This is a genomic window from Francisella marina (assembly GCF_008369785.1).
In the GTDB taxonomy this organism is placed as follows: domain Bacteria; phylum Pseudomonadota; class Gammaproteobacteria; order Francisellales; family Francisellaceae; genus Francisella; species Francisella salimarina.
The window spans coordinates 147,970-170,618 of the sequence record NZ_CP043552.1; the positions used below are offsets into that span (position 1 = coordinate 147,970).

Sequence of the window (22,649 nt, forward strand, 5' to 3'; positions counted from 1 at the left end):
TTTGATTAAAATCTATTTTAAACTTAAAATAACTATATTTTTACTGAAAATAATTATGATTTTGTGTCTATTGAAAATATAATTCTAAAAAAAATAAAGTCTAGCAGCAATCCATTTTTATTTAGAGATTTTATGCAGCTGGCTTTATATTATCCTGAGCTTGGTTATTATTCGGGTTCGAAAGAAAAAATATCTTCATCTGGAGATTTTATCACTGCAACATCTCAAACATCTTTATTTGCGCGTACACTGGCAAGACAATTTGCATTAGTTCTGTCTGAATTGGGTAGCGATTCCAATATTATAGAGTTTGGTGCTGGTAATGGTAAATTTGCTACTGACTGTATGCGAGAGCTTAGTGATTTAGGAGTTATGCCTCAAAAATATATAATAATCGAGTTAAGTAATGACTTGAAGTCCGTGCAACAAGAGAGCATAAAGAAAAATATTCCAGAACTATATGACAGATTTGAGTGGCTTGCAGAGCTTCCTCAATATAAGCTTAAAGCTGTAATTTTTGCCAATGAGGTTTTAGATGCAATGCCAGTGGATATTTTTAGAGTCCACGATAGTCAATTAATACAGCAAGGTGTGGATTTTGTTAATGGTAAATTTGAACTTGTTGATGTACCCAAAAATGATGCTCGGTTTAACTATGAACTAAATAAGATTGAAAGTGATGGAGTGATTTTTGAGGATGGTTATGTGAGTGAAATTAATACTTGGATACGTCCATGGGTCAAATCTTTGTGCGCTACTTTAGATATAGGGATGGTGTTCTTATGTGATTATGGCTATCACAGAGATTTATACTATTCAAAAGAAAGAAGTATGGGGACTTTGGCTTGTTACTATCAGCATAAAGTTAATTTTGATCCATTTATAAATATAGGACAACAAGATATTACTGCGCATGTTGACTTTACAGCTGTTGCTGAGGCAGCTGTGGAGAGCGGTTTTCAACTTGATGGTTATATGACACAAGCAAACTTTTTAAAAAGAGCTAGTGTTGTTGATGTTTTTGAAGATGTCTTTAAGAACCTTAATTCCAAAGATCAATTAAGATATGCTAATGATATTAAAGAACTTCTACTCAATGACAAGCTTGCAGAAGTATTTAAGGTGATTGGCTTTTCTGTCAATTTTGATTATGTATTAGATTCGTTTGATAATGAGGATAATATCGATTTTCTGCTTTAAAATCGAAAGGTTTGAAGTAAATATTAGATAAGTTAAAAGGTTGACTACGAGTTTTTGGAGTTCTGTATCTGTAAGGGGCAGCTATTAAACACCCAACTGTTCTGTTATATGGTTGATGTTATTTATAGATTAACTTATAATCGAGTGGTTAAGTTTTATTTTCGTTAATATTCGATTAATTCGGAGGATAAAGGATGTCGGATTTCACTAAAGATATTGATGTTTTAGAAACCCAAGAGTGGCTTGAGGCTTTTGAAGATGTCATTAAAAGAGAGGGTGCTGATAGAGCTAAGTTTTTATTTGAACAATTACTTAGTAAGGGTGCTGAACTTGGTATAGAGAGTGCTTACTCAACAGCAAAAGTTAAGAGATATATAAACTCTATAGATGTTTCTGAGCAACCAAGTTATCCTGGTGATATGGAAATTGAGCAAAGAATCGAAGCTATCAATAGATGGAACTCTGCTGTAATAGTTGCATCCGCTAACAAGAGAGAGGGTTCTATTGGAGGTCATATTGGTACTGGTGCTGGTGCTATGACTTTATATGAAGTTGGTTTCAATCATTTTTGGAAAGCTCCAAATGAGAATCATGCTGGTGATTTGATTTTCTACCAAGGACATCTTTCTCCAATCGTATATGCTCGTTCGTATCTGGAAGGTAGAATTACTAAACAGCAGCTAGAGAATTTTAGAAGACAAGCTTTTGATAAAGAGAATGCTGTTTCTTCTTATCCGCACCCATATTTACAGCCTACGTATTGGCAGTTCCCGACAGTATCAATGGGTCTGGGTCCACTGCAAGCTATTTATCAGGCTAGATTTATGAAGTATCTTGAGGCTAGAGGTTTGGCTGAAACTTCTGATCGTCGTGTTTGGGCATTCTGTGGCGATGGTGAGATGGATGAGCCGGAGTCAATTGGTTCTATCACTAGAGCAGGGCGCGAAGGTTTAGATAACTTAATTTTTGTAGTTAACTGTAACTTACAAAGATTAGATGGTCTTGTGAACGGTAATGGTAATATTGTTGAAGAGTTGGCAGATGTATTTGCTGGCGCTGGCTGGAATGTTATCAAAGTATTGTGGAGTAGTGATTGGGATAGGTTGCTACAAGATCAAAAAGGTGGCAAAAAGCTTGCTCAAAGGTTGAGTGAACTAAATGATGGTCAATTCCATACAATCAAAGCTCATGGTGGTGCTGAGTGTCGTCGAGTAGTATTTAGTGGTGACGAAGATCTTGAAGCCTTGGCTAAGGATATGACAGACGATGATATCCAGGCATTGCGTCGAGGCGGACATGATCCTGTCAAGATATATGCGGCATATAAAAAAGCTGTTGAGCAATCAAATGGTAAACCAACGCTTATCTTACCTATGACTGTTAAAGGTTATGGCTTAGGAGAGTGGGGTGAGTCTAAGAATATTGCTCATAATGTTAAAAAACTTGATACAGATGCTCTTGAGCATATCAAGAATAGATTTGACGTTCCTGCAACAAAAGATGATGTTGAAAATTACAAGCTTGTATCATTGCCTGAAGATTCTCCGGAGATGAAGTATCTTCACTCTAAGAGAAAGGATCTAGGTGGTTATATTCCTAAGAGATTGGAAAATAATGAAGCTTTAGAAATTCCGAGCCTTCAAGATTTTGCTAAAAACTTATTAGATGATAGCGGTGATAGAGAGTTCTCTACTACTACTGCATTTGTGAGAATATTATCTCACTTAGCAAAAGATAAAAAATTAGGTAAGCATATTGTACCGATTACTGTTGATGAGTCTCGTACTTTTGGTATGGAAGGCCTATTTAGACAATTAGGTATTTATAACCCTAAGGGTCAACAATATGTACCAGAAGACAAAAAACAAGTGATGTTCTACAAAGAGGCTGTAGATGGCCAAATACTTCAGGAAGGTATTAATGAGCAAGGTGGGTTCTGTTCATGGATAGCTGCTGCTACCTCATACAGTGTACACAAAGTTCCTATGATTCCTTTCATGATTTATTATTCTATGTTTGGTTTCCAAAGATTTGGAGATTTGGCATGGGCAGCTGGTGACTCTATGGCAAAAGGTTTTGTGATTGGTGGTACATCTGGTCGTACAACTCTAAATGGTGAAGGTCTGCAACACGAAGATGGTCATAGCCATATCCAAGCAGGTCTTATTCCTAACTGTATCTCTTATGACCCTACTTATGCTTATGAGTTAGCTGTGATTCTTGGCGAAGGGATGAATAGAATGTATGTTAGAGGTGAGCATGTTTACTACTATATCACTGTGATGAATGAGAATTATTCTCACAGAGCTATGCCAGAAGGTTGTGAAGAAGGTATTATTAAGGGCTTATATAAGCTTGAAGATACTAAGCCAGCTGATAAGCATGTACAGTTGCTAGGCTCAGGCTCTATATTGAGAGAAGTTGAAGCAGCTGCTAAGATGCTGAAAGATGAGTATGGTATTACTTCAAATGTATGGAGTATGACTTCTGCTAATGAACTTCATAGAGAAGCTAAAAAAGTAGCAAGAGAAAATATGCTTCATCCAGATGCTGAGAGAAAAGAAAGTTATATTGAGAAATGCTTGAAGAATGAGCAAGGTCCTGTGATCGCTTCTACTGATTATATCAAGCTATACACAGATCAGCTAAGAGAATTTATACCACAGACTTATGTTAACTTAGGTACTGATGGTTTTGGTAGATCTGATACTCGCGAAGCTCTAAGGAGCTTCTTTGAGGTTGATAGATATCACGTGGTTGTTGCATCTTTATATGCTTTATCACTTGATGGTAAAGTTAAAGCTAGCGAAGTTAAAGAAGCAATTAAAAAATACAATATAGACCCAGAGCGTGTAGCTCCATTATATAGCTAATTGAGGAGATATTAATGTCTATAGAGATAGTTAAAGTTCCTGATATTGGGGATTATGATAGTGTTGATGTGATCGAAGTTAATGTCGCAGAGGGTGATGTTATCGCCGAAGAAGATTCTTTGATTACATTAGAGACTGATAAGGCTAGTATGGAAGTTCCGTCTCCAGTAGCTGGAAAAATTGTTAAACTAACTGTCAAGGTTGGTGATAAGGTGGCTGAGGGTTCGGCAATTATGGAAGTCGAAGTTGAAGGTCAAGCGTCAGCAGAAAAGCCTAAGCAAGAAGCAGCTGCACCTGCAGCGCCTGTAAGCCAACAATCTTCACAAACTGTAGATGTCAAAGTCCCAGATATTGGTGACTATGATGCTGCTGAAATTATTGAGATAGCTGTTAAAGTTGGTGATGAGATTGCTGAAGAAGACTCTTTAATTACTTTAGAAACAGATAAAGCTAGTATGGAAGTACCATCATCTGCTGCTGGTAAGATTACTGAAATAGTAGTTAAAGTTGGCGATAAAGTCGGTGAGGGTGATCTAATACTTAAGGTTGCTAATGCATCTAATTCAGAACCTGCTCAAGAACAGGCTCCACAAGAAGCGCCTGCGTCAGCATCAGGACAGATTGTAGATGTTGAAGTTCCAGATATCGGTGATTATGATAGTGTTGATGTGATTGAAGTGGCTGTAGCTGTTGGTGATAAGGTGGAAGAGGAAGACTCTTTAATCACTTTAGAGACAGACAAAGCTAGTATGGAAGTTCCATCTCCTGTGGCTGGAGAAGTTACAGAAGTTATCACAAAAGTAGGTGATAAGGTTGCTCAAGGTACTCTAATTCTTAGAGTCAAAACACAAGGTTCAGCTCCTGCTGCAGCTCCTAGTCAAGCGGCTAAATCTGAAGCGCCTAAGCAAGAATCGGCAAAACCAGCTCCTGCACCAGTAGCGCAAAGTGGCGTAAATGAGTATGCGGTAGATAACTCTAATGCTCACGCTTCACCAGCGGTTAGAAAACTAGCCAGAATCTTGAATGTTGATTTAAGTAAGGTCAAAGCAACTGGTCGTAAGGGTCGTGTAACGAAAGAAGACTGTTATAATTATATCAAGCATGCTGTAACACAGGTCCAGACTGGTAAAGTTGCTGCAAGTGGAAGTGGTTTGGATCTTTTAGATGATCCAGTTGTTGATTTCTCTAAATTTGGTGAGATTGAAACTCAGCCTCTAACTCGCATCAATAAAATCAGTGCGAAAAACTTGCATAGAAACTGGGTAAAAATCCCTCATGTAACTTTCTACGATGATGCGGATGTTACAGATCTTGAAGAGTTTAGAAAAGCTAAAAAAGGTTTTGCTGAGAAAATGGGTGTTAAGATTACTCCATTATCATTCTTGGTAAAAGCTGCTGCTGTAGCTCTACAAGAGTTCCCAAGAATGAACAGCTCATTATCAAATGATGGTGAGAATTTAATATTGAAGAAATACTACAATATTGGTTTTGCTGCAGATACTCCAGCAGGTCTTATGGTTCCAGTTATCAAGGATGCTGATAAGAAAGGTATTATAGAAATATCAAAAGATATTATGGAGCTAGCTGGTAAGGCTCGTGATGGTAAATTGGGATCTAAAGATATGTCTGGTGCTACATTTACTATTTCAAGTATCGGCGTGTTAGGTACTACAGCATTTACACCAATTATAAATATGCCTGAAGTTGCTATTATGGGTGTATCTAAGACAGCTGTTAAGCCAATTTGGAATGGTAAAGAATTTGAACCTAGAACTATGTTGCCACTATCTATGTCAGCAGATCATAGGGTTATTGATGGTGCACTAGCTGCTAAGTTCTTGACAAGATATAGTCAGATTTTATCTGATTTACGTGAAATCATAATGTAAATACGGAGTTTTAAAATGAGTGATATTAAAACACAATTAGTAGTGCTAGGTAGTGGTCCTGGTGGGTATAGTGCGGCATTTAGGGCTGCAGATTTAGGTCTAGAAGTGGTTTTGGTTGAGAGATACGCTGAGATTGGAGGTGTGTGTCTAAATGTTGGGTGTATCCCTTCAAAAGCTATGTTGCATATTGCTAAAGTTATCAATGAAGCTCGCCACTTAGAGTCTCTAGGTATAATCGAGATGGGTGGTCTTAATATTAATAGAGAAAATCTATTGAAATATAAAGATGGTGTGATCGGTAAGCTTACTGGTGGTCTAAAAGGCATGGCTCAGATGCGTAAAGTAAAAATCGTACAGGGTTATGGTAAATTTACTTCTGATAAAGAGCTGGCTGTAGAAGCTGCGGATGGTAAGGTTACTAAGATTGCCTTTGATAATTGTATTATTGCAGCAGGGTCAAGTGTAATTAATTTACCATTTGTGCCTAAAGATGACAGAATCATTGACTCTACTGGTGCTCTAGAGATGAAGGAAATTCCAGAGACTATGCTAGTAGTAGGTGGTGGTATCATCGGTCTTGAGATGGCGCAAGTTTACTCTGAACTTGGTACAAAGATCACTGTAGTGGAATTTGCTGATCAACTTATGAATGGTGTGGATAAGGACTTGGTTAAAGCATACCAAAAAGTGAATAGTCAGTATGATGTTCGCTTGAAAACAGGTGTTACAGCTATGGAAGCTAAAAAAGATGGTATCTATGTAACTATGGAAGGTGATCATCCAGCAAAAGATGAGCGTTATGATAGGGTTCTTATGGCTATAGGTCGTAAGCCTAACGGTAAGCTTATCGATGCTGAGAAAGCTGGTGTAAATGTTGATGAAAGAGGCTTCATTGCAGTGGATAAACAGCTTCGTACAAATGTACCACATATCTACGCAATCGGAGACATTGTTGGTCAGCCTATGCTTGCTCATAAAGCAGTGCCGGAAGGGAGAACAGCTGCAGAAGTTATTTCTGGTCTGAACCATAGTTTTGATCCGTTAGTAATTCCTTCAGTTGCTTATACTGACCCTGAAGTTGCTTGGGTTGGTGAGACAGAGACTTCTGCAAAAGCAAAAGGTATCAAGTATGAGAAAGGTGTATTCCCTTGGGCTGCTAGTGGTAGATCTCTAAGTATCGATAGATCAGAGGGTATGACTAAGGTTCTATTTGATGAGAATCATAAGATTATCGGTGCTTCTATCGTTGGTACTAATGCTGGTGAGCTTATTTCTGAAGCTGCTCTTGCTATTGAAATGGGCTGTGATGCTGAAGATATAGCTCTTACAGTACATCCACATCCAACTCTGTCTGAGAGCTTGATGATGGCTACGGAAGTGTTTGAAGGTACTGCAACAGATCTTCCTCCTCAAAAGAAGAAAAAATAAACCTCTCTAATTAAATATTAATCTTATATTTTTATCTTACTGTATTTTCATTTTGTTATAATTTTATAAGTTATAGAATTTATAGAATATAAAAAGTGAATTGGTCAGATATCTTAGCAGAAGAAAAGCAGAAACCTTATTTTAAGAAAATATTAGAGTTTTTGGCTAGTGAAACATCTGTTGGTAAAATTATTTTTCCTACAAAAGAAAATGTATTTAGTGCTTTTAAGTATACCGAGCTAGATGATTTAAAGGTCGTGATTTTGGGACAGGATCCTTATCATAATTATAATCAAGCCCATGGACTTGCTTTTTCTGTGCAGAAAGGAATTGATGTTCCACCATCACTACGTAATATTTACAAAGAATTAGAGCGCAGTATCACAGAATTTAAGATTCCTGAGCATGGTTGTCTGATAAATTGGGCGAAGCAAGGAGTATTTCTGCTAAACACGACACTTACGGTAGAAGCTCATAAGGCTAATTCACATAAAGATATTGGTTGGGAGATTTTTACAGATGCTGTAATTCAAAAGATATCTAACAATAAGCCAAATGTTGTGTTTATGCTGTGGGGCTCACATGCTCGTAAGAAAAAAAATCTTATTGATGATACTAAGCACTTAATTCTTGAATCATCACATCCATCGCCTCTATCTGTATATAGAGGATTTGAAGGTTGTAATCATTTTGTGAAAGCTAATCAATATTTGACTTCAAAAGGTCTCAATCCTGTAGACTGGAAATTATAAGGGGAAAATTAGTCGACTATTGCGGTTGTTGAAAGTGTGCTACCATCTTCTAAGATTAGCATTACAGGTATTTTTTGACCTTTTGTGATTTTTTGTTTAAGGCCTATTAGCATTACATGTAACTCTTGATATGACAGATCAACACTATTATGAGGATATATTTCAATTGTCTTGATTTGCTTCATTACACGTTTATTGCCGACTGTTACAAAATGGTGAAGTTGTGTTTGGGTGTCCACTGGCGAATATGCTGCGATAATATCAACAGTTTCATTACCGCTATTCTTAATGTGCATTTTTATAGCTGTATTATTGCCTTTGGTTTCTTTTACTTCTGCATGAGTTATGCTAAGTTCGCATGATTCGATTTTACATTTTTGTTTTACATCGTCGCAAAATCCGTATGATATTAGGGTTATTATAGCTGTTAATGCTACTAGTATCTTTTTCATAAAAGTCATTTCCCTTAAATTTAAGTTTATTTGCTAATAAGCTTTCCCAAAGTATATCATTTTAGTGCTGTGTGTTGCTAGTAATGAAAGTTATTTGGGTGTTAAAGCGTTTTATGTTTAAGAGATATTTTGAGTTTTAAAGTTACTGTTTTGTCCAAGGGCAACCGTACTCACAGTTATTATCTTCTGGATTTTTATTTTTATTCCAAAAATTAGATTTGTAATTTATTCCATTCACTTTTGCAAAATCACCTTCAACATATGTTTTCTTAGGATCCCAGTCACCTTCTGGAGCTGGAGGAGTTGGTTGAGGATTTAGATTTTGCCATGCTGAGTCAGAGTAATCACCCACTGGAGAATATGTGGAATCGTTACACCAGTTTGCAACTTTACACTGGTATGTGCTATCACCTGCGCTAACAACTGTACCAGCTACATATTCACCAATACCATCAGGATACTTATACTGTGGCTTTGGTGTTGGGCCGGGTTGTGGTCCAGGACCGAGCTGCTTGTCATATATTGCTGTGAAATCTATGTTGTCATTTTTTGCTAAATTGGCAATGGCTTTGTTGATGATTTTATAGATTACTAGTCTCTGTTGATTTTTTGTCTTAGGAGTATTTGAGAAGCTTAGTTCAGTTTCTGTTATTTTTAGTTGCTTTATGGCTTGATCAAAAGCTGTATTAGCATCTGAAATATTAATATATTGAAGTTCATCATTGCTATTTCTATAGGATAGTTTGTGCATTACCATTCCAAATACTGCTTTAAGCCTTTCAATTTTGAATATTACTTCATTGTTGACTTGAAGTTCAGTTTTTTCTAGCTTTGCATTGTTGTTATTAAATATCTGATTAATATAGAAAGATACTTGTCTAGGGTAGCGATAGTATGTTGCTTCACCATCATTAGGCTTTTCAGCACCTACTTTAGTTTGATAAGTGATTGTGTCTAACATCCAGTTGTTCATATTTTTGTATTCTTTTGAATCTGTAGACCCGTTTGCACAAATATCTAGGTATGTTTTAAGTACTGGACTGTATGAACCAGCATTGTATACAACATTCATAACAAATGGGAAGTTTAAGCCACTAGCATCACTTTTTTGAGAGTTAGCTAAACAGTCTTTCCATTGTTGGTGATACACAAACCAGTCATTAGAAGCATTAACATTCATCCTGTTGATATCATTGAAATGATAGAATGTCGTAATCATTGGTCCTGCATATATATTGTCTAAAGCTTTAGGTCCTTGGCTGTCAGTTTGCTTACCGCTATCCTGATCTTCGATAGAGTAGCCTAGAACCTTTGCAATAGAGTTGTAGTTTACTAGACCAAGTGATCCTTCTTGTCCTACTCCCGGTAACCTTTTTGAATAGTCGTTGATTTGATAAGGACCACCTTGTCCTTTTGATAAAAGAATATTGGCATAAGTTTCGTTCTGGATTAACTGATCAGAATCATTTGGTTTAAAATCTTTGTTAATCTGGGTCGTCATGTCTGACTCTTGCATTAGTTGCCCGATTAATGAGCCATATAAGTAATCTTTGTTGAATTTTATGTCAGGATATTTTTGTTTAATTAAATATCCGTACATAACACCAGCAATGGTATTAGACATTATTACAGTATTTGCGTATTCAGTATTTGTAGTAAAAATATCGTAAGTTGCTGATTTGCTGAAGGGGAATGTGTTGTGATAAGCAACTTCGCCTTCTTTGAGCGATGTGTTTGCTAGTGATGCTACTGGTAGTGCCAGTGATGCTAATATTGAGCTTATGATAATTTTTTTCATATTTAGTAATCTCCTCAAAAGAATGTAATATTTCATGTTTGGAATTTTGTGGACATATTATATATTAAAATTAGAGTTGCTAATTTATCATATATTGATAGTCCTTATCAAAATTTGATAGATGTTGTTTGGATAGTATTGCTACGTAAGTGTTTGGTTCTTGCTTAGGCTTAGTGCGGTCTCTAAAGAGTGCTTTTTGCTATTGGATGTGTTAGAATATTCGCTATATGTTTTATCTTTGTAATAAGCGATAAGTAATGTCTATACCTACTAAAGAATCATCATCTATAAATATAGAGAAAGAACTTAAACAATCATATCTTGATTATGCAATGAGTGTGATCGTTGGTCGTGCCTTGCCAGATGTGAGAGATGGTTTGAAGCCAGTTCACCGCCGAGTGCTTTTTGCAATGAATGAGTTGTCTAATTATTACAATAGACCATATAAGAAGTCTGCTAGGGTTGTCGGTGATGTGATAGGTAAGTATCATCCACATGGTGATACTGCGGTATACGATACTATCGTTAGAATGGCTCAGCCATTTTCTCTACGTTATACGTTGGTAGATGGGCAAGGTAACTTTGGTTCTGTAGATGGCGATTCTCCTGCAGCTATGCGTTATACTGAGATTAGAATGCAGAAGCTGACGCATGAGCTTTTGATTGATATAGACAAAGAAACTGTAGATTTTTCTCCAAACTATGATAATACAGAATTGGTTCCTGATGTTTTACCGACTAGAGTTCCAAATCTTTTAGTCAATGGGTCATCAGGTATTGCTGTGGGTATGGCGACAAATATTCCTCCGCACAATATGACAGAGGTTATTAATGGTACTGTAGCTTTGATTGATGACTCAAAATTAACTATAGAGGATTTGATTCAATATATTCCTGCACCAGATTTTCCTACTGGATCTTACATAAATGGTACTGATGGTATCTTGGAGGCGTATAAGACTGGTCGTGGGCGCGTTATTATGCGTGCCAAAGCTGATATTCATGAAGATGAAGCTTCTGGCAAGTCTCAGATTGTGGTTACAGAAATACCATATCAGGTTAACAAAGCCAAATTAGTTGAAAAAATAGCGGAACTTGTAAAAGATAAGAAAGTAACAGGTATATCTGAATTAAGAGATGAATCGGATAAAGATGGTATTAGGGTTGTTATTGACCTTAAGAGAGATGAGTCTCCAGAAGTTGTTTTGAATACTTTATATGCTCAAACTCAGCTACAGTGTAGTTTTGGTATAAATATGGTGGCACTAAGCGACAATAGACCTAAGTTACTTAATCTTAAGGAAATATTAGAGCAGTTCATTAAACACAGAAAAGAAGTTGTTACAAGAAGAACAATTTTTGAGTTAAGGAAATCAAAGGAACGTGCGCATATATTAGAAGGCTTATTGCTTTCGTTGGCTAATATTGATGAAATGATTGAGCTTATTAAGGCTTCTCCAAGTCCTGCCGATGCCAAAGAGTCAATGCTTGCCAGATCATGGAATGGTTCTATGGTTAAGAGTATGCTTGAGGGTGTTGATGTTAAGATGTATCGTAAAGAAACATTAGCATCTCACTATGGTATTCAAGTTGATAGCTCTTACAATCTTACAGAAGAGCAGGCAGAGGCAATACTTGCTTTAAGATTGCATAGATTAACAGGTCTAGAACAGGATAAAATTACTAACGAGTTTAAAGAACTTATTGAAAGAATTAAGTATCTAATAGGTATCTTGAGTGATGTGAACGAGCTGATTCGTGTTGTGAAAGAGGAGCTTATTGAAATCAGAAATAACTACGGTGATGCAAGGAAGTCTGAGATTATAGAATCGAGACTTGATCTTACAAGAGAAGATCTCATAGCAGAAGAGGAAATGGTTGTCACTTTGTCAATGGATGGTTATGTTAAAACTCAACCACTTAGTATGTATAATGCTCAAAAACGTGGTGGTGTTGGTAAGTCTGCAACTAAGACTAAAGAAGAAGATAGTATCTTTAAATTAATGCTTGCTTCGACTCATGACACAATGCTTTGTTTCTCTAGTTTGGGTCGAGTGTACTGGTCAAAAGTATATGATTTCCCTGTGGCAAGTAGAATTTCTAAAGGTCGACCTATTAATAATATTTTACCACTTGATAAGAATGAAAGAATAACTGCTTTAATGCCAATTTCTGAGTTTACAGAAGGTTGGTATGTGTTTATGTCAACTAAGCTTGGTAGGGTTAAAAAAGTTGATTTATCAGAGTTTGCGAGACCTCGTTCTACAGGTAAGATAGCGATTGGATTAAATGACGGTGATGAACTGTCATATGTCGCTCTTACAGATGGTTCTAAGGAAATTATGATGTTCTCAGATGCGGGTAAGGCAATTCGTTTTGGTGAGTCAGATGTTAGAGCTATGGGGCGCTCGGCTGCTGGTGTAACTGGTATGCGTTTACATGCTGATCAAAAAATAGTCTCTATGATCGTAACAAATCCTGATGAGGGAGTTGTCTTGGCAGCAACTGAGAATGGTTATGGTAAACGTACTGCAGTATCAGAATATCGTAGAACTAAAAGAGCTAGTCAAGGTGTAATAGCTATATCAACCTCTGATAGGAATGGTAAAGTTGTTGTTGCTGTTTTGGTTGGTAATGATGAAGATATAGTCATGATTACCGATAATGGAACTCTGGTTAGGACTTCATCTGATCAAGTTAGAGAATGTGGGCGTTCTGCTCAGGGTGTTAGACTTATTAATCTTAGGAATAATGAAAGGCTTATAAGTCTAAAAGTAGTCAAAAAAGATGATGAAGTTGATAGTGATGATGTAGAAATTTCTGAAGCAACAGAGCAGAGTGAATAAATTAATATGCTAAAGAAAAAGGTAACTATACTGGGTGCTACAGGTTCAATAGGAGATAGTACATTAGCTGTAATTAGAGAGAGTAATGACTTTGAGGTTTATGCGTTATCAGCTTTTAGTAATGTAGAAAAGTTGGCGAGATTATGTGAAGAATTTTCACCAAAATTTGCTGTAGTTTCGGATTTACCTAAAAAGCAACAATTACAAGCCCTGATATCTGATGTTACTGTTTTGGTTGGTGAAAGTGCTTTAGAGGAAGTTTCAAGTGCGGTAGAAGTCGATTTGGTGATGTCTGCTATAGTCGGCATAGCAGGTCTTAAGCCTACCTTTGCTGCGGCTAGAGCAGGCAAGAAAATTTTGCTTGCAAATAAGGAGTCTCTTGTAACAGCTGGACATCTTTTAATTGAAGAAGTTGAGAAAAATAATGCTCAGCTTATACCTGTGGATAGTGAGCATAATGCTATATTTCAATGTATTGACAACTCGGATAAGAAATATACTAAAGAAATTAGTGAAATAGTTTTGACAGCATCTGGTGGGCCTTTTAGGGATAAAGAGTTATGCGATTTGATTGATATCACACCTGCTCAGGCTTGTGCTCATCCTAATTGGGAAATGGGAAGAAAAATTTCTGTTGATTGCTCTACTATGGTAAATAAAGCACTAGAAGTTATCGAGGCATATTGGCTTTTTTCTGTTTCAGCTGATAGAATAAGCGTTCTGATTCATCCTCAAAGTGTAATCCACTCTATGGTTAGATATGTGGATGGTAGTTATATAGCGCAATTAGGTGTACCAGATATGAGAACACCTATAGCAAACGCAATGTATTACCCAGTTAGAGGGTCGATTAATGTTGATAGATTGGATTTTACAAAATATGAGCTTACTTTTAGGGAAGCCTGTTTTGACAGATTCGAGGCTTTGAAAATAGTTTTTGATAATTTAAAGAATGAAAATTATTCAGCAAATATTGTTTTTAACGCTGCAAATGAAGTTTTGGTGGCAGCGTTTTTAAACGAAAGAATTAAGTATTTAGATATAATAGAAGTAAATAAAAAAGTAACAAAAGAGTTGATTTTTGAGAATCCAACAAATATAGAAGAAGTTTTTGAAATAGATAGAAAGACTCGAGAATATGTGGATTCTGTTTTGGGGTAAATTGAGTGTTTTTTTTGAGAAAGAAGTTTGTATTAGCCTCTCTTCTTATGGGTATTGCATTAAATAGCTGGGCAGATAATGACAGTTTTATATTAGACAATGTTTCCATAAAAGGTTTGGAAGGTTTACAGAGTGATGTGGTAAAGAGCCGAATTGGCTATAAGAAAGGTAGTTATATCACTCCAGAAGATACAAACCAAATTATTAATAATCTTTACGGTACAGGATTTTTTAATAGTGTTGATCTATATCGTAAGGGTAGTAACCTCTTTATTAATGTTAAAGAGAGACCAATCATTGCTGGTTTTAATTTCACAGGAAATAAAAAACTTAAAAAAGAAGATCTAGAAAAGGTCTTTACTGATGCTGGTATATATGTGGGTAATGTATATAACCCTAATACGATGTTTTTGCTTAAGCAGTCACTACTAAATCAATACTCTATGATGGGCCTATATGGTGCAGAGGTTGATGAAAATATTAGAAAACTTCCTAATAATAGAATTGATATAAACATTACCTTTAAAGAAGGGAAGCCTGCAACTATTGATTCTATAAATTTTGTAGGTAATAAAAACTTTGATGATTCAGAATTAGATAGTAGTATGGCCTTCGAAGTTCCATCTATATGGAATTTGTGGGGCTTTTTGTCGTCGTTTGATAGTTACTCTCCTGAAGGTATGAATCAATCTGTTCAAGGGGTAACTAATTATTATCTTGATAGAGGTTATCTTGATTTTAAAGTTACATCTAAGCAAGCATCAATGTCTAAGGATCGAGAGCATTCATATATCACTCTTGATGTTGCAGAAGGTGATGTATATAAGGTTGGTGACGTATCTTTGACCGGAAAATTTATTTTACCAAAGTCTGAGTTAGAATCTTTGATAAAAATAAAGCGAGGCGAGGTTTTTTCTAAAAGTAAGCTTGTTGATACGGTTGAGAGTATAAAAACCTTGTTGGGAAGTAAAGGTTATGCATTTGCTACAGTTAACCCTATTCCGACAATTGATAAGAAGAAGCGTATAGTTTCTTTCAAGTTTGTTGTAGATGCAGGTAAAAAAGTATACGTAAATAGAGTTAATTTCTTTGGTAATAATGTTACTAATGATTATGTTTTTCGTAGACAGCTGCAGTACTATGAGCAAAGCCAGTATAATAAAGAAGCCATAGATAAGTCTCAAAGAAGGCTTGATCAGCTTCCATACGTCGCAGGTGCAGATATGGAGCTTGTGCCTGTAGAGGGCTCTGATGACTTGGTTGATGTCAACTATAATATCAAAGAGAGAAATGCGAACTCAGTTAGTGGAAGCTTAGGTTTCTCGGACTTATATGGTTTTATGATTGGTGGTAGGCTTAATATGCCTAACGTTTTTGGTACCGGCAATACCTTTAACCTTAATGCGCAGTTATCGATTCCATTCCAACAATTAGATATAAGTTATATTGATCCTTATTTTACTACTTCTGGAGTTAGTCAGAGTATTTCAGCTTATATTAATAGATCAAACTTTGCAAAAACTAATGCGGTTGCGGCATATCGATTAGATACTATCGGTGCAAGACTAATGTATGGTGTGCCAATATCAACATTTAGTAACGTTTCAGCGGGTATAACATTTGCAAATAATACTGTTAACCAATCTAATGGGTTTACTTCATCAATTGTACAATGGTTTATACAGCAACAAGGTGGGAGAAATAGCTTTAATGAGCCTGCTTTAACTGCTGGTTGGAGTTTTGATAATTCTAATAAATATATGTTCGCTACAGATGGTGGCTCATTCGATATCAATGGCTCAGTCAATATACCTGTTATTAGTAATATTGAAGCTTATAAGATTGAAGTTGGAGGTAAGTATAATATAGCTATACCAAATACAGATATGTCTGCTCTAACTATCAGGGGTGGTGTGCAGTATGGTGGTGGATATGGTGGTACTGATAACTTACCTTTTTATGAGAACTTCTACGGAGGTGGTTGGGGAAGTGTTCGTGGTTTCCTACAAGGTTCTTTAGGTCCGCGTGATATAAATTTACAAAATGGTCAAATAGGTAACTCAATTGGTGGTAACCTTAATATCTACAATAACTATGATTTACTTTTTCCAGTACCATTTATTAAAGATAGCTCAAAAATGCGAATAGGTGCATTTGTTGACATAGGTAACACTTATACTACTTATGATCTGAAAGGGGTTGTAGCACCTCAGCCAAAACAAGAGACTACTCCATCATTTACTAACCTTAAATATTCTGTGGGTGTTGAGTTTAGATGGGCTTCGCCAATGGGGCCTTTGGCAGTATCAATAGCACAGCCATTTAATGTTCAGCCTGGAGATGTTACGCAAGTTTTCCAGTTCTCACTTGGTCAAAACTTCTAAAAAAAATAATTAATCTAGAAAATATTTATCGAAATCTAATACCAAAACGATTTAACAAGGTCTATAATATTGTGTTAGAATCTGTTATTGAATATATAATAAAAATTAAGGGAGATCTTAAAATGAAAAAAATTGTATTATCGTTGTGCGTTTTGGCTAGTGCTGTGACGGGAGTATATGCAGATACTAAGATAGCGGTAGTTAACCCTGTAGAGATCTTCAATGATTCTGATTTGGGATCAGTTAGCGTAAAGAAAATGGAAAATGACTTAAAGCCAGAGGCAGCAAAGCTTAAGCAAGAGCAAAATGATATTATGCAACAAATGAGAACGCTTCAAGAAAATTCAGCTACTATGACAAAAGCTGAGCTGGAGAAGAAGCAGCAGCAGATTCAACAAGAGCAACAGAGCTTTGCTCAAAAAGCTCAAGTTCTTCAGCAAAAAGAGTATGCTGCAAAAGATAAGTTATCTAAGAAATTCCAAGCATCTTTTGATAGTGCGGTAGCAACAGTTGCTAAACAAAAGGGTTATAATATTGTTATGACAACTCAGGCGCTAGCTTATGTAAATAATGTTGATGATATATCAAACCAAGTAATTGAAATTATGAATAAGAACTCTTAATTGTTTGGGGAGTTTTGGAATGTATTCTTTAGATTTTTTGGCCTCGAAACTAGATGGTGAAGTTAAGGGTGACAAGAGTATTGAAATAAATAGGATAGCTACTTTAGAAAAAGCAGGTGTCGGAGATATTTCTTTTTGCACGAATCCTAAGTATTTGAAGGCGCTATCAGAGACTAAAGCTTCTGCTGTGCTAATTACAGAGGAAGCCTTAGAGTTTTGTAATACAAATGCAGTTGTTTTATCAAACCCATATATGGCATTGGCTAAAGTTATGGAGTTGTTTGATAAGTCACCAAAGCCAGATGGTAAAATACATAGTAAAGCTGTAATAGCCTCAAGTGCTGTTATAGGTGAAAATGTTACTATTGGAGCAAACTCTGTTGTCGGTGAAAACGTTACTATTGGAGATAATACTTTTATTGGTGCATGCACCACTATTGATGAAGGTACTAAGATAGGTAGTGATACTTTTATAAAGAGTAATGTTTCTATTGCTCATGATGTTCAAATTGGTGCTAACTGTATAATACACCAAAATGCAGTGATTGGGTGTGATGGGTTTGGTAATGCCAGAGATGATGATGGTAGTTGGACTAAGATTCCTCAGTTAGGAAGAGTTGTAATAGAGGATGATGTTGAGATTGGCTCAGGGACTACGGTTGATAGGGGAGCTATCGACGATACCATTATTAAAAAAGGTGCTCGTATTGATAATTTGGTGCAGATAGCCCATAATGTAGTTATTGGTCGAAATACTGCCTTGGCAGGTGTCACAGCAGTAGCTGGGAGTACTACTATTGGTGATAATTGTTTGATAGGTGGACAATCTGCGATAACAGGTCATATAAGTATATGTGACAATGCAGTTATTGGCGGAGCATCTAACATAGGCAAATCGATTACTCAACCTGGGATGTATTATGCTGCATTTGAAGCTAAGCCAAGGATTCAATGGGGACGATTCGTAGCGAGATTATCTAAAATCGACAGTTTGATTAAAAAAGTAAAACAATTAGAAGATAAGTTAAATAAGTAAGGATTATTCATGAGCCAGTTTGATGAAAAAAATAAACAAATAGATGTAATGGGGATTAGAAAAATTTTACCTCATAGGTATCCTTTTGCTCTTTTAGATAAGATTGTTGATTGGAGTATTGAAGATAGAACTATTGTGGCCCATAAAAATGTAACGATAAATGAAGATTTTTTTAATGGTCACTTCCCGGAGTTTCCAGTCATGCCTGGTGTTTTAATTGTAGAAGCTATGGCTCAGGCAACTGCTATACTTGGTGAATTGATGGCTGAGACACTGTTTGCTCATGTTGTTGCTAAAGCTGGTGGTGGAAGAAGAACGTTTATGCTGGCAGGTATTGATAAGGTTAGAGTCAAAAGACCAGTCGTTCCTGGAGATGTTTTGGTTATCGAGTCACGTATGGTTAAGCAGAAAAATATTATCTGTACTGCAGAGTCTGTAGCTAAAGTTGATGGGCAAGTCGTTTGTTCAGCTGAGTTAATGGCAGCATATAAGGATTATTGATTGTGATACATAGTTTGGCAGTAGTACATGAAAGCGCCAAAATAGCCGAAAGTGCTATAATAGGACCATTCTGTGTTATTGGAGAGAATGCCGTTGTAGGTGAAGGTACAGAGCTTAAGAGTCATGTTACTGTTGGAGATAATACAGTAATAGGCAAGAATAACCGTATTTTCCAGTATGCATCAATAGGTGATGATCCTATTGATTATACTTATAAACAGGGTGACTTTTCTCAAGTTATTATTGGGGATAACAATATCATTAGAGAGTGTGTTACTATACATGGTGGCACATCAAAAGAGACAGGTATTACAACAGTTGGAAATAATAACCTCATTATGTGCTATGTTCATATAGGTCATGATTGTAAAGTTGGAAATAATATTAGTCTTGTAAATGGAGTTGGTCTTGCAGGTCATGTCCATGTCGATGATTTTGCTATTTTGAGCTCAAATGTTGGTATTCATCAGTTTTGCAGAGTTGGTAAACATGCGTTTATAGCTCATGCTGCTCTTGTTGGAAAAGATGTTCCACCATACTTAATGGTAACAGCTGTAACAGCAGGTGCAACCCCTTGTGGAATAAATACAGAAGGTCTGAAACGAAGAGGGTTTACTCCAGAGCACTTAAAGAAAATAAAAGAAGTTTATAAAGTGCTGTATAGAAAGGGCTTGATGATCAAAGAGGCGTTTGAAGTCATTAAGGAAATGGCAGATGAAGAGCCTGTGCTAGAACCATTCGTTGATGTGATAAGTACTTCACGTAGAGGCATACTAAGATAATGAGAATAGGTATTGTAGCAGGAGAGCTCTCAGGAGATCAGCTGGGTGCAACTCTTGTCGAAGCTCTGAGAAAAAAATATCCTGATGCTATAATAGAAGGCATTGGTGGCCCTAAAATGGAAAGTCAAGGGTTTAAGAGCTTATATCCTATGGATGCTCTGTCTCTAATTGGTTTTTTTGAGATTATTTCAAAAGGTCTTAATATACTAGGTATTCGTAAAAAGATAATTAATCACTTTAAACATAATAAGCCTGATATATTTATTGGTATAGATGCACCTGACTTTAACCTAACCGTAGAAAGAAAGCTAAGGTCTGCTGGTATCAAGACTATACACTATGTTAGTCCTAAAATATGGGTGTGGAGAGAGTATCGTATCAAAAAAATCAGAAAAGCGACTGATAAGATTTTAGCAATTTTACCTTTTGAAGTGGAATACTACAAAAATAGACATGATTTTGAAGCTATATATGTAGGGCATCCGCTTGCTAAAAATATACCAATCAAGATTGATAGAGCGAAGTATAGAGAGCATCTTGGTCTTGAAAATGTAGGATTGCCAATACTATCTGTATTACCGGGTAGTAGAACTACTGAAGTAACTAGGCTGTTACCATTATTTTTGGAAGCATTGCAAAAATTACAAGAATCTGGATATAAATTCAAAGCTATTATGCCATTAGCTAAACCGTCACTTAGATCAATATTTGCTGAGTATGATACACAAATTAGAGACTTGGAAATTGAGGTTTTTGAAACAAACTCTCACGAAGTATTAAAAGCTTCGGATTTGAGTTTATTGGCATCTGGTACAGCAACTTTAGAGGCTATGTTGTGTAAGTTACCTATGGTAGTTGGTTATAAGTTGTCTAAACTTTCAGCATTTATCGGTAGAATTCTTATACGTGGTCATAGTTATTGGGCTTTTCCAAATATTTTGCATAAAAGTGAAATAATAAAAGAACTAATTCAAGAAGATTGTACTGCAGATAATCTTTTTTATGAATTGAAAAGACTGTTTGATGATAAGCAAAGGAATGATTATATAGTTCAAGAGTTTGAAAAAATTCATGAAGATATGATTGTCGACACCGAAGAAAAGATCATAGAAGTATTGGATACAATGATAGAAAAATCTTAATTTTTATAATCTTTAAATATATAATACATGAGTATGAAAACACCAAAGGTACTAAATAAATGACATTGATATTGGCTTTAGTTTTAATTTTAGTGGTCTTAATCATAATTGATTTATTCCGTAAAAGCTTGAGAGTTAGACAAAAAGATATTCTAGCAAATATTGAACATGCAAATAGTCAAGAGCTGATAAGTCAAGCTAAAAGTTCACCAAGCAATGCACGCGTCGAGGATGTTCAGCGTGAGTATCCTTTATTGAGAGATGGTTTTTTATTAATCTATTTTGAAGGAACTCAATCTATACAGGTAAAAGATTTAGCAACATTTTTGAAGTATTATGGTATTAAATTTACAGAAGAGAAAGTTTTTCAAAAGATAAACTATAAAGATGTTATTTTTAGTGTTTTGCCTGATAATGAAGGTCAAGAATTTTTGGCTAGTAATGAGGGTGAGGTAAATGGGATAGTGGCAGTAATGAACTATAGAAAGCTCGCTAATATAGGATATGATGTTAAAACCTGCTATGAGCTCATGCTTGATATTTTGGAAGCTTTAGGTAAATCATTTAATGGTACACTAATGAATGAGCATAAAGTTAGACTTACAAAAAAAGATAAGCAAAGCTATTTGGCAGCTATATTGTAGATAGGCATATTTAATTTTAAAGAGCCTGTTTTATTTTATTATTTTCTTGTACTTTTTGAGTCCTAAAAAATAGTCAATCAAATAGAATTTAGTCTGCTAAAAGCAAAAAATATTTCTAAAGATATGAATTTTAGTTTTTTAATTTGTATGGAAACTTATATCTGATAAATTGAATAGTTTGGTGGGCCCAGTAGGACTCGAACCTACGACCTACGGATTATGAGTCCGGCGCTCTAACCAACTGAGCTATAGGCCCAAAACTATAGTCAAGATTATATTTTAAATATGGTGTTTAGTCAACAGAAATTTTGCTTAAGTTTGCTGTTATTTATATATTTTTGATGATGTTCCTACAATGAGGGGGTCTGGTGCAATTGCTACCTCAGGGTCTTTGTTATCATAATCAATACTATTTAGTATATACCTAATAGCATTTATTCTTGCTCTTTTCTTATCATCAGACTTCACAATTACCCAGGGCGCATAAGGCTTGTCTGTATATATAAACATCCTTTCTTTAGCTTCTGTATAGTCATCCCACTTATCTAAGGATGCTTTATCAATAGGGCTAAGTTTCCATTGTTTAAGAGGATGATTTTCTCTAGCTGCAAATCTATCTTTTTGTTCTTGTTGGCTTACAGAGAACCAAAACTTAATGATTATGGTGCCGCTATCAACTAACATTTTTTCAAGTTGAGGAGCCTGCTCCAGAAATAAAAAATATTCTCTCTCGGTACAGAATCCCATAACTCGTTCAACACCAGCTCTATTATACCAAGATCTATCAAACAGTATTATATCGCCACCAGATGGTAGATGTTCGATATATCTTTGGAAATACCATTGATTTCTTTCTCTTTCAGAGGGTTTTTCTAAGGCTATTACTTTAGCTCCACGAGGATTTAAGTGTTCCATAACTCTTTTTATTGTTCCACCTTTACCAGCAGCATCTCGTCCCTCAAAAATTATTAGAACTTTTTTATTATTTTCTTTAACCCATTTTTGAAACTTTAATAATTCTATTTGTAAATGATGTTTTTGCTTTTCATATACTTTACGAGGGATTTTATGTTTGTATGGAAATATGTTCTCGACAAAGAGCTTTTGACGCTCCTCTTGGCTTAATACTTTCATGTGT

The 22,649-nt window shown here is 35.8% G+C and carries 17 protein-coding genes and 1 tRNA gene; 14 read left to right on the forward strand and 4 right to left on the reverse strand.

Annotation, left to right across the window (positions count from 1 at the left end):
• The first annotated feature begins 63 nt into the window (after positions 1 to 63).
• The 5 genes from F0R75_RS00840 (at position 64) to ung (ending at position 8,142) form a co-directional block, all read left to right on the forward strand.
• A complete protein-coding gene (locus tag F0R75_RS00840; RefSeq protein ID WP_149377172.1) occupies positions 64 to 1,200 on the forward strand; it encodes a class I SAM-dependent methyltransferase in 1,137 nt (378 codons plus the stop codon).
• Between the two features lie 194 nt (positions 1,201 to 1,394).
• Positions 1,395 to 4,073 carry a pyruvate dehydrogenase (acetyl-transferring), homodimeric type gene (gene aceE, locus F0R75_RS00845; protein WP_149368687.1) on the forward strand — a complete coding sequence of 893 codons (2,679 nt, stop codon included), beginning with the start codon at positions 1,395 to 1,397 and terminating at the stop codon, positions 4,071 to 4,073.
• Positions 4,074 to 4,087: 14 nt separating this feature from the next.
• A complete protein-coding gene (aceF, locus tag F0R75_RS00850) occupies positions 4,088 to 5,962 on the forward strand; it encodes a pyruvate dehydrogenase complex dihydrolipoyllysine-residue acetyltransferase (protein WP_149368686.1) in 1,875 nt (624 codons plus the stop codon).
• 15 nt (positions 5,963 to 5,977) lie between these two features.
• Complete coding sequence (gene lpdA, locus F0R75_RS00855; protein WP_149368685.1) at positions 5,978 to 7,390, forward strand: dihydrolipoyl dehydrogenase; 1,413 nt, start codon at positions 5,978 to 5,980, stop codon at positions 7,388 to 7,390.
• 95 nt (positions 7,391 to 7,485) lie between these two features.
• Positions 7,486 to 8,142 (forward strand): uracil-DNA glycosylase, encoded by a 657-nt coding sequence (gene ung / locus F0R75_RS00860; RefSeq protein ID WP_149368684.1) that lies wholly within the window; start codon positions 7,486 to 7,488, stop codon positions 8,140 to 8,142.
• Between the two features lie 8 nt (positions 8,143 to 8,150).
• On the opposite strand, the gene F0R75_RS00865 is transcribed toward ung, so the two are convergent.
• Both F0R75_RS00865 and F0R75_RS00870 read right to left on the reverse strand, forming a co-directional pair.
• Entirely contained in the window at positions 8,151 to 8,594 is a 444-nt protein-coding gene (locus tag F0R75_RS00865; RefSeq protein WP_013922554.1) for a copper chaperone PCu(A)C, read from the reverse strand.
• Between the two features lie 142 nt (positions 8,595 to 8,736).
• The gene (locus F0R75_RS00870; RefSeq protein WP_149368683.1) at positions 8,737 to 10,392 is read right to left on the reverse strand and encodes a chitin-binding protein; all 1,656 of its coding nucleotides are present in this window, start codon (positions 10,390 to 10,392) and stop codon (positions 8,737 to 8,739) included.
• A 257-nt stretch (positions 10,393 to 10,649) separates the two neighbouring features.
• Here F0R75_RS00870 and gyrA point away from each other — a divergent pair, with 257 nt between their 5' ends.
• From gyrA to F0R75_RS00915, 9 genes are all read left to right on the forward strand, one after another.
• The gene (gene gyrA / locus F0R75_RS00875; protein ID WP_149368682.1) at positions 10,650 to 13,238 is read left to right on the forward strand and encodes a DNA gyrase subunit A; all 2,589 of its coding nucleotides are present in this window, start codon (positions 10,650 to 10,652) and stop codon (positions 13,236 to 13,238) included.
• 6 nt (positions 13,239 to 13,244) lie between these two features.
• Positions 13,245 to 14,399: a 1-deoxy-D-xylulose-5-phosphate reductoisomerase gene (gene dxr, locus F0R75_RS00880; protein WP_149368681.1), complete on the forward strand. Its 1,155-nt coding sequence runs from the start codon at positions 13,245 to 13,247 to the stop codon at positions 14,397 to 14,399.
• 5 nt (positions 14,400 to 14,404) lie between these two features.
• Positions 14,405 to 16,783 carry an outer membrane protein assembly factor BamA gene (gene bamA / locus F0R75_RS00885; protein WP_013922559.1) on the forward strand — a complete coding sequence of 793 codons (2,379 nt, stop codon included), beginning with the start codon at positions 14,405 to 14,407 and terminating at the stop codon, positions 16,781 to 16,783.
• A gap of 122 nt (positions 16,784 to 16,905) precedes the next feature.
• Positions 16,906 to 17,406: an OmpH/Skp family outer membrane protein gene (locus F0R75_RS00890; RefSeq protein ID WP_146420764.1), complete on the forward strand. Its 501-nt coding sequence runs from the start codon at positions 16,906 to 16,908 to the stop codon at positions 17,404 to 17,406.
• Between the two features lie 19 nt (positions 17,407 to 17,425).
• Complete coding sequence (gene lpxD, locus F0R75_RS00895; RefSeq protein ID WP_013922561.1) at positions 17,426 to 18,442, forward strand: UDP-3-O-(3-hydroxymyristoyl)glucosamine N-acyltransferase; 1,017 nt, start codon at positions 17,426 to 17,428, stop codon at positions 18,440 to 18,442.
• Between the two features lie 9 nt (positions 18,443 to 18,451).
• On the forward strand, positions 18,452 to 18,943 hold the full coding sequence (fabZ, locus tag F0R75_RS00900; RefSeq protein ID WP_013922562.1) for a 3-hydroxyacyl-ACP dehydratase FabZ: 492 nt from the start codon (positions 18,452 to 18,454) through the stop codon (positions 18,941 to 18,943).
• Between the two features lie 2 nt (positions 18,944 to 18,945).
• Positions 18,946 to 19,725: an acyl-ACP--UDP-N-acetylglucosamine O-acyltransferase gene (gene lpxA / locus F0R75_RS00905; protein WP_149368680.1), complete on the forward strand. Its 780-nt coding sequence runs from the start codon at positions 18,946 to 18,948 to the stop codon at positions 19,723 to 19,725.
• Complete coding sequence (gene lpxB / locus F0R75_RS00910) at positions 19,725 to 20,867, forward strand: lipid-A-disaccharide synthase (protein WP_013922564.1); 1,143 nt, start codon at positions 19,725 to 19,727, stop codon at positions 20,865 to 20,867. Before lpxA ends, lpxB begins: the two co-directional genes overlap by 1 nt.
• Before the next feature lie 59 nt (positions 20,868 to 20,926).
• Positions 20,927 to 21,511: a cell division protein ZipA C-terminal FtsZ-binding domain-containing protein gene (locus F0R75_RS00915; RefSeq protein ID WP_013922565.1), complete on the forward strand. Its 585-nt coding sequence runs from the start codon at positions 20,927 to 20,929 to the stop codon at positions 21,509 to 21,511.
• Positions 21,512 to 21,690: 179 nt separating this feature from the next.
• On the opposite strand, the gene F0R75_RS00920 is transcribed toward F0R75_RS00915, so the two are convergent.
• Both F0R75_RS00920 and ppk2 read right to left on the reverse strand, forming a co-directional pair.
• A tRNA-Ile gene (locus F0R75_RS00920) sits at positions 21,691 to 21,767 on the reverse strand.
• Positions 21,768 to 21,835: 68 nt separating this feature from the next.
• Positions 21,836 to 22,645 carry a polyphosphate kinase 2 gene (gene ppk2, locus F0R75_RS00925; protein WP_004287226.1) on the reverse strand — a complete coding sequence of 270 codons (810 nt, stop codon included), beginning with the start codon at positions 22,643 to 22,645 and terminating at the stop codon, positions 21,836 to 21,838.
• Positions 22,646 to 22,649: the final 4 nt, after the last annotated feature.

What these genes read in the sequence shown, in the direction of transcription:
- aceE (WP_149368687.1), top strand. Translation starts at nt 1,395, where the DNA reads ATGTCGGATTTCACTAAAGATATTGATGTTTTAGAAACCCAAGAGTGG.
- aceF (WP_149368686.1), top strand. Translation starts at nt 4,088, where the DNA reads ATGTCTATAGAGATAGTTAAAGTTCCTGATATTGGGGATTATGATAGT.
- lpdA (WP_149368685.1), top strand. Translation starts at nt 5,978, where the DNA reads ATGAGTGATATTAAAACACAATTAGTAGTGCTAGGTAGTGGTCCTGGT.
- F0R75_RS00865 (WP_013922554.1), bottom strand. Translation starts at nt 8,594, where the DNA reads ATGAAAAAGATACTAGTAGCATTAACAGCTATAATAACCCTAATATCA.
- F0R75_RS00870 (WP_149368683.1), bottom strand. Translation starts at nt 10,392, where the DNA reads ATGAAAAAAATTATCATAAGCTCAATATTAGCATCACTGGCACTACCA.
- gyrA (WP_149368682.1), top strand. Translation starts at nt 10,650, where the DNA reads ATGTCTATACCTACTAAAGAATCATCATCTATAAATATAGAGAAAGAA.
- dxr (WP_149368681.1), top strand. Translation starts at nt 13,245, where the DNA reads ATGCTAAAGAAAAAGGTAACTATACTGGGTGCTACAGGTTCAATAGGA.
- F0R75_RS00890 (WP_146420764.1), top strand. Translation starts at nt 16,906, where the DNA reads ATGAAAAAAATTGTATTATCGTTGTGCGTTTTGGCTAGTGCTGTGACG.
- lpxD (WP_013922561.1), top strand. Translation starts at nt 17,426, where the DNA reads ATGTATTCTTTAGATTTTTTGGCCTCGAAACTAGATGGTGAAGTTAAG.
- fabZ (WP_013922562.1), top strand. Translation starts at nt 18,452, where the DNA reads ATGAGCCAGTTTGATGAAAAAAATAAACAAATAGATGTAATGGGGATT.
- lpxB (WP_013922564.1), top strand. Translation starts at nt 19,725, where the DNA reads ATGAGAATAGGTATTGTAGCAGGAGAGCTCTCAGGAGATCAGCTGGGT.
- F0R75_RS00915 (WP_013922565.1), top strand. Translation starts at nt 20,927, where the DNA reads ATGACATTGATATTGGCTTTAGTTTTAATTTTAGTGGTCTTAATCATA.
- ppk2 (WP_004287226.1), bottom strand. Translation starts at nt 22,645, where the DNA reads ATGAAAGTATTAAGCCAAGAGGAGCGTCAAAAGCTCTTTGTCGAGAAC.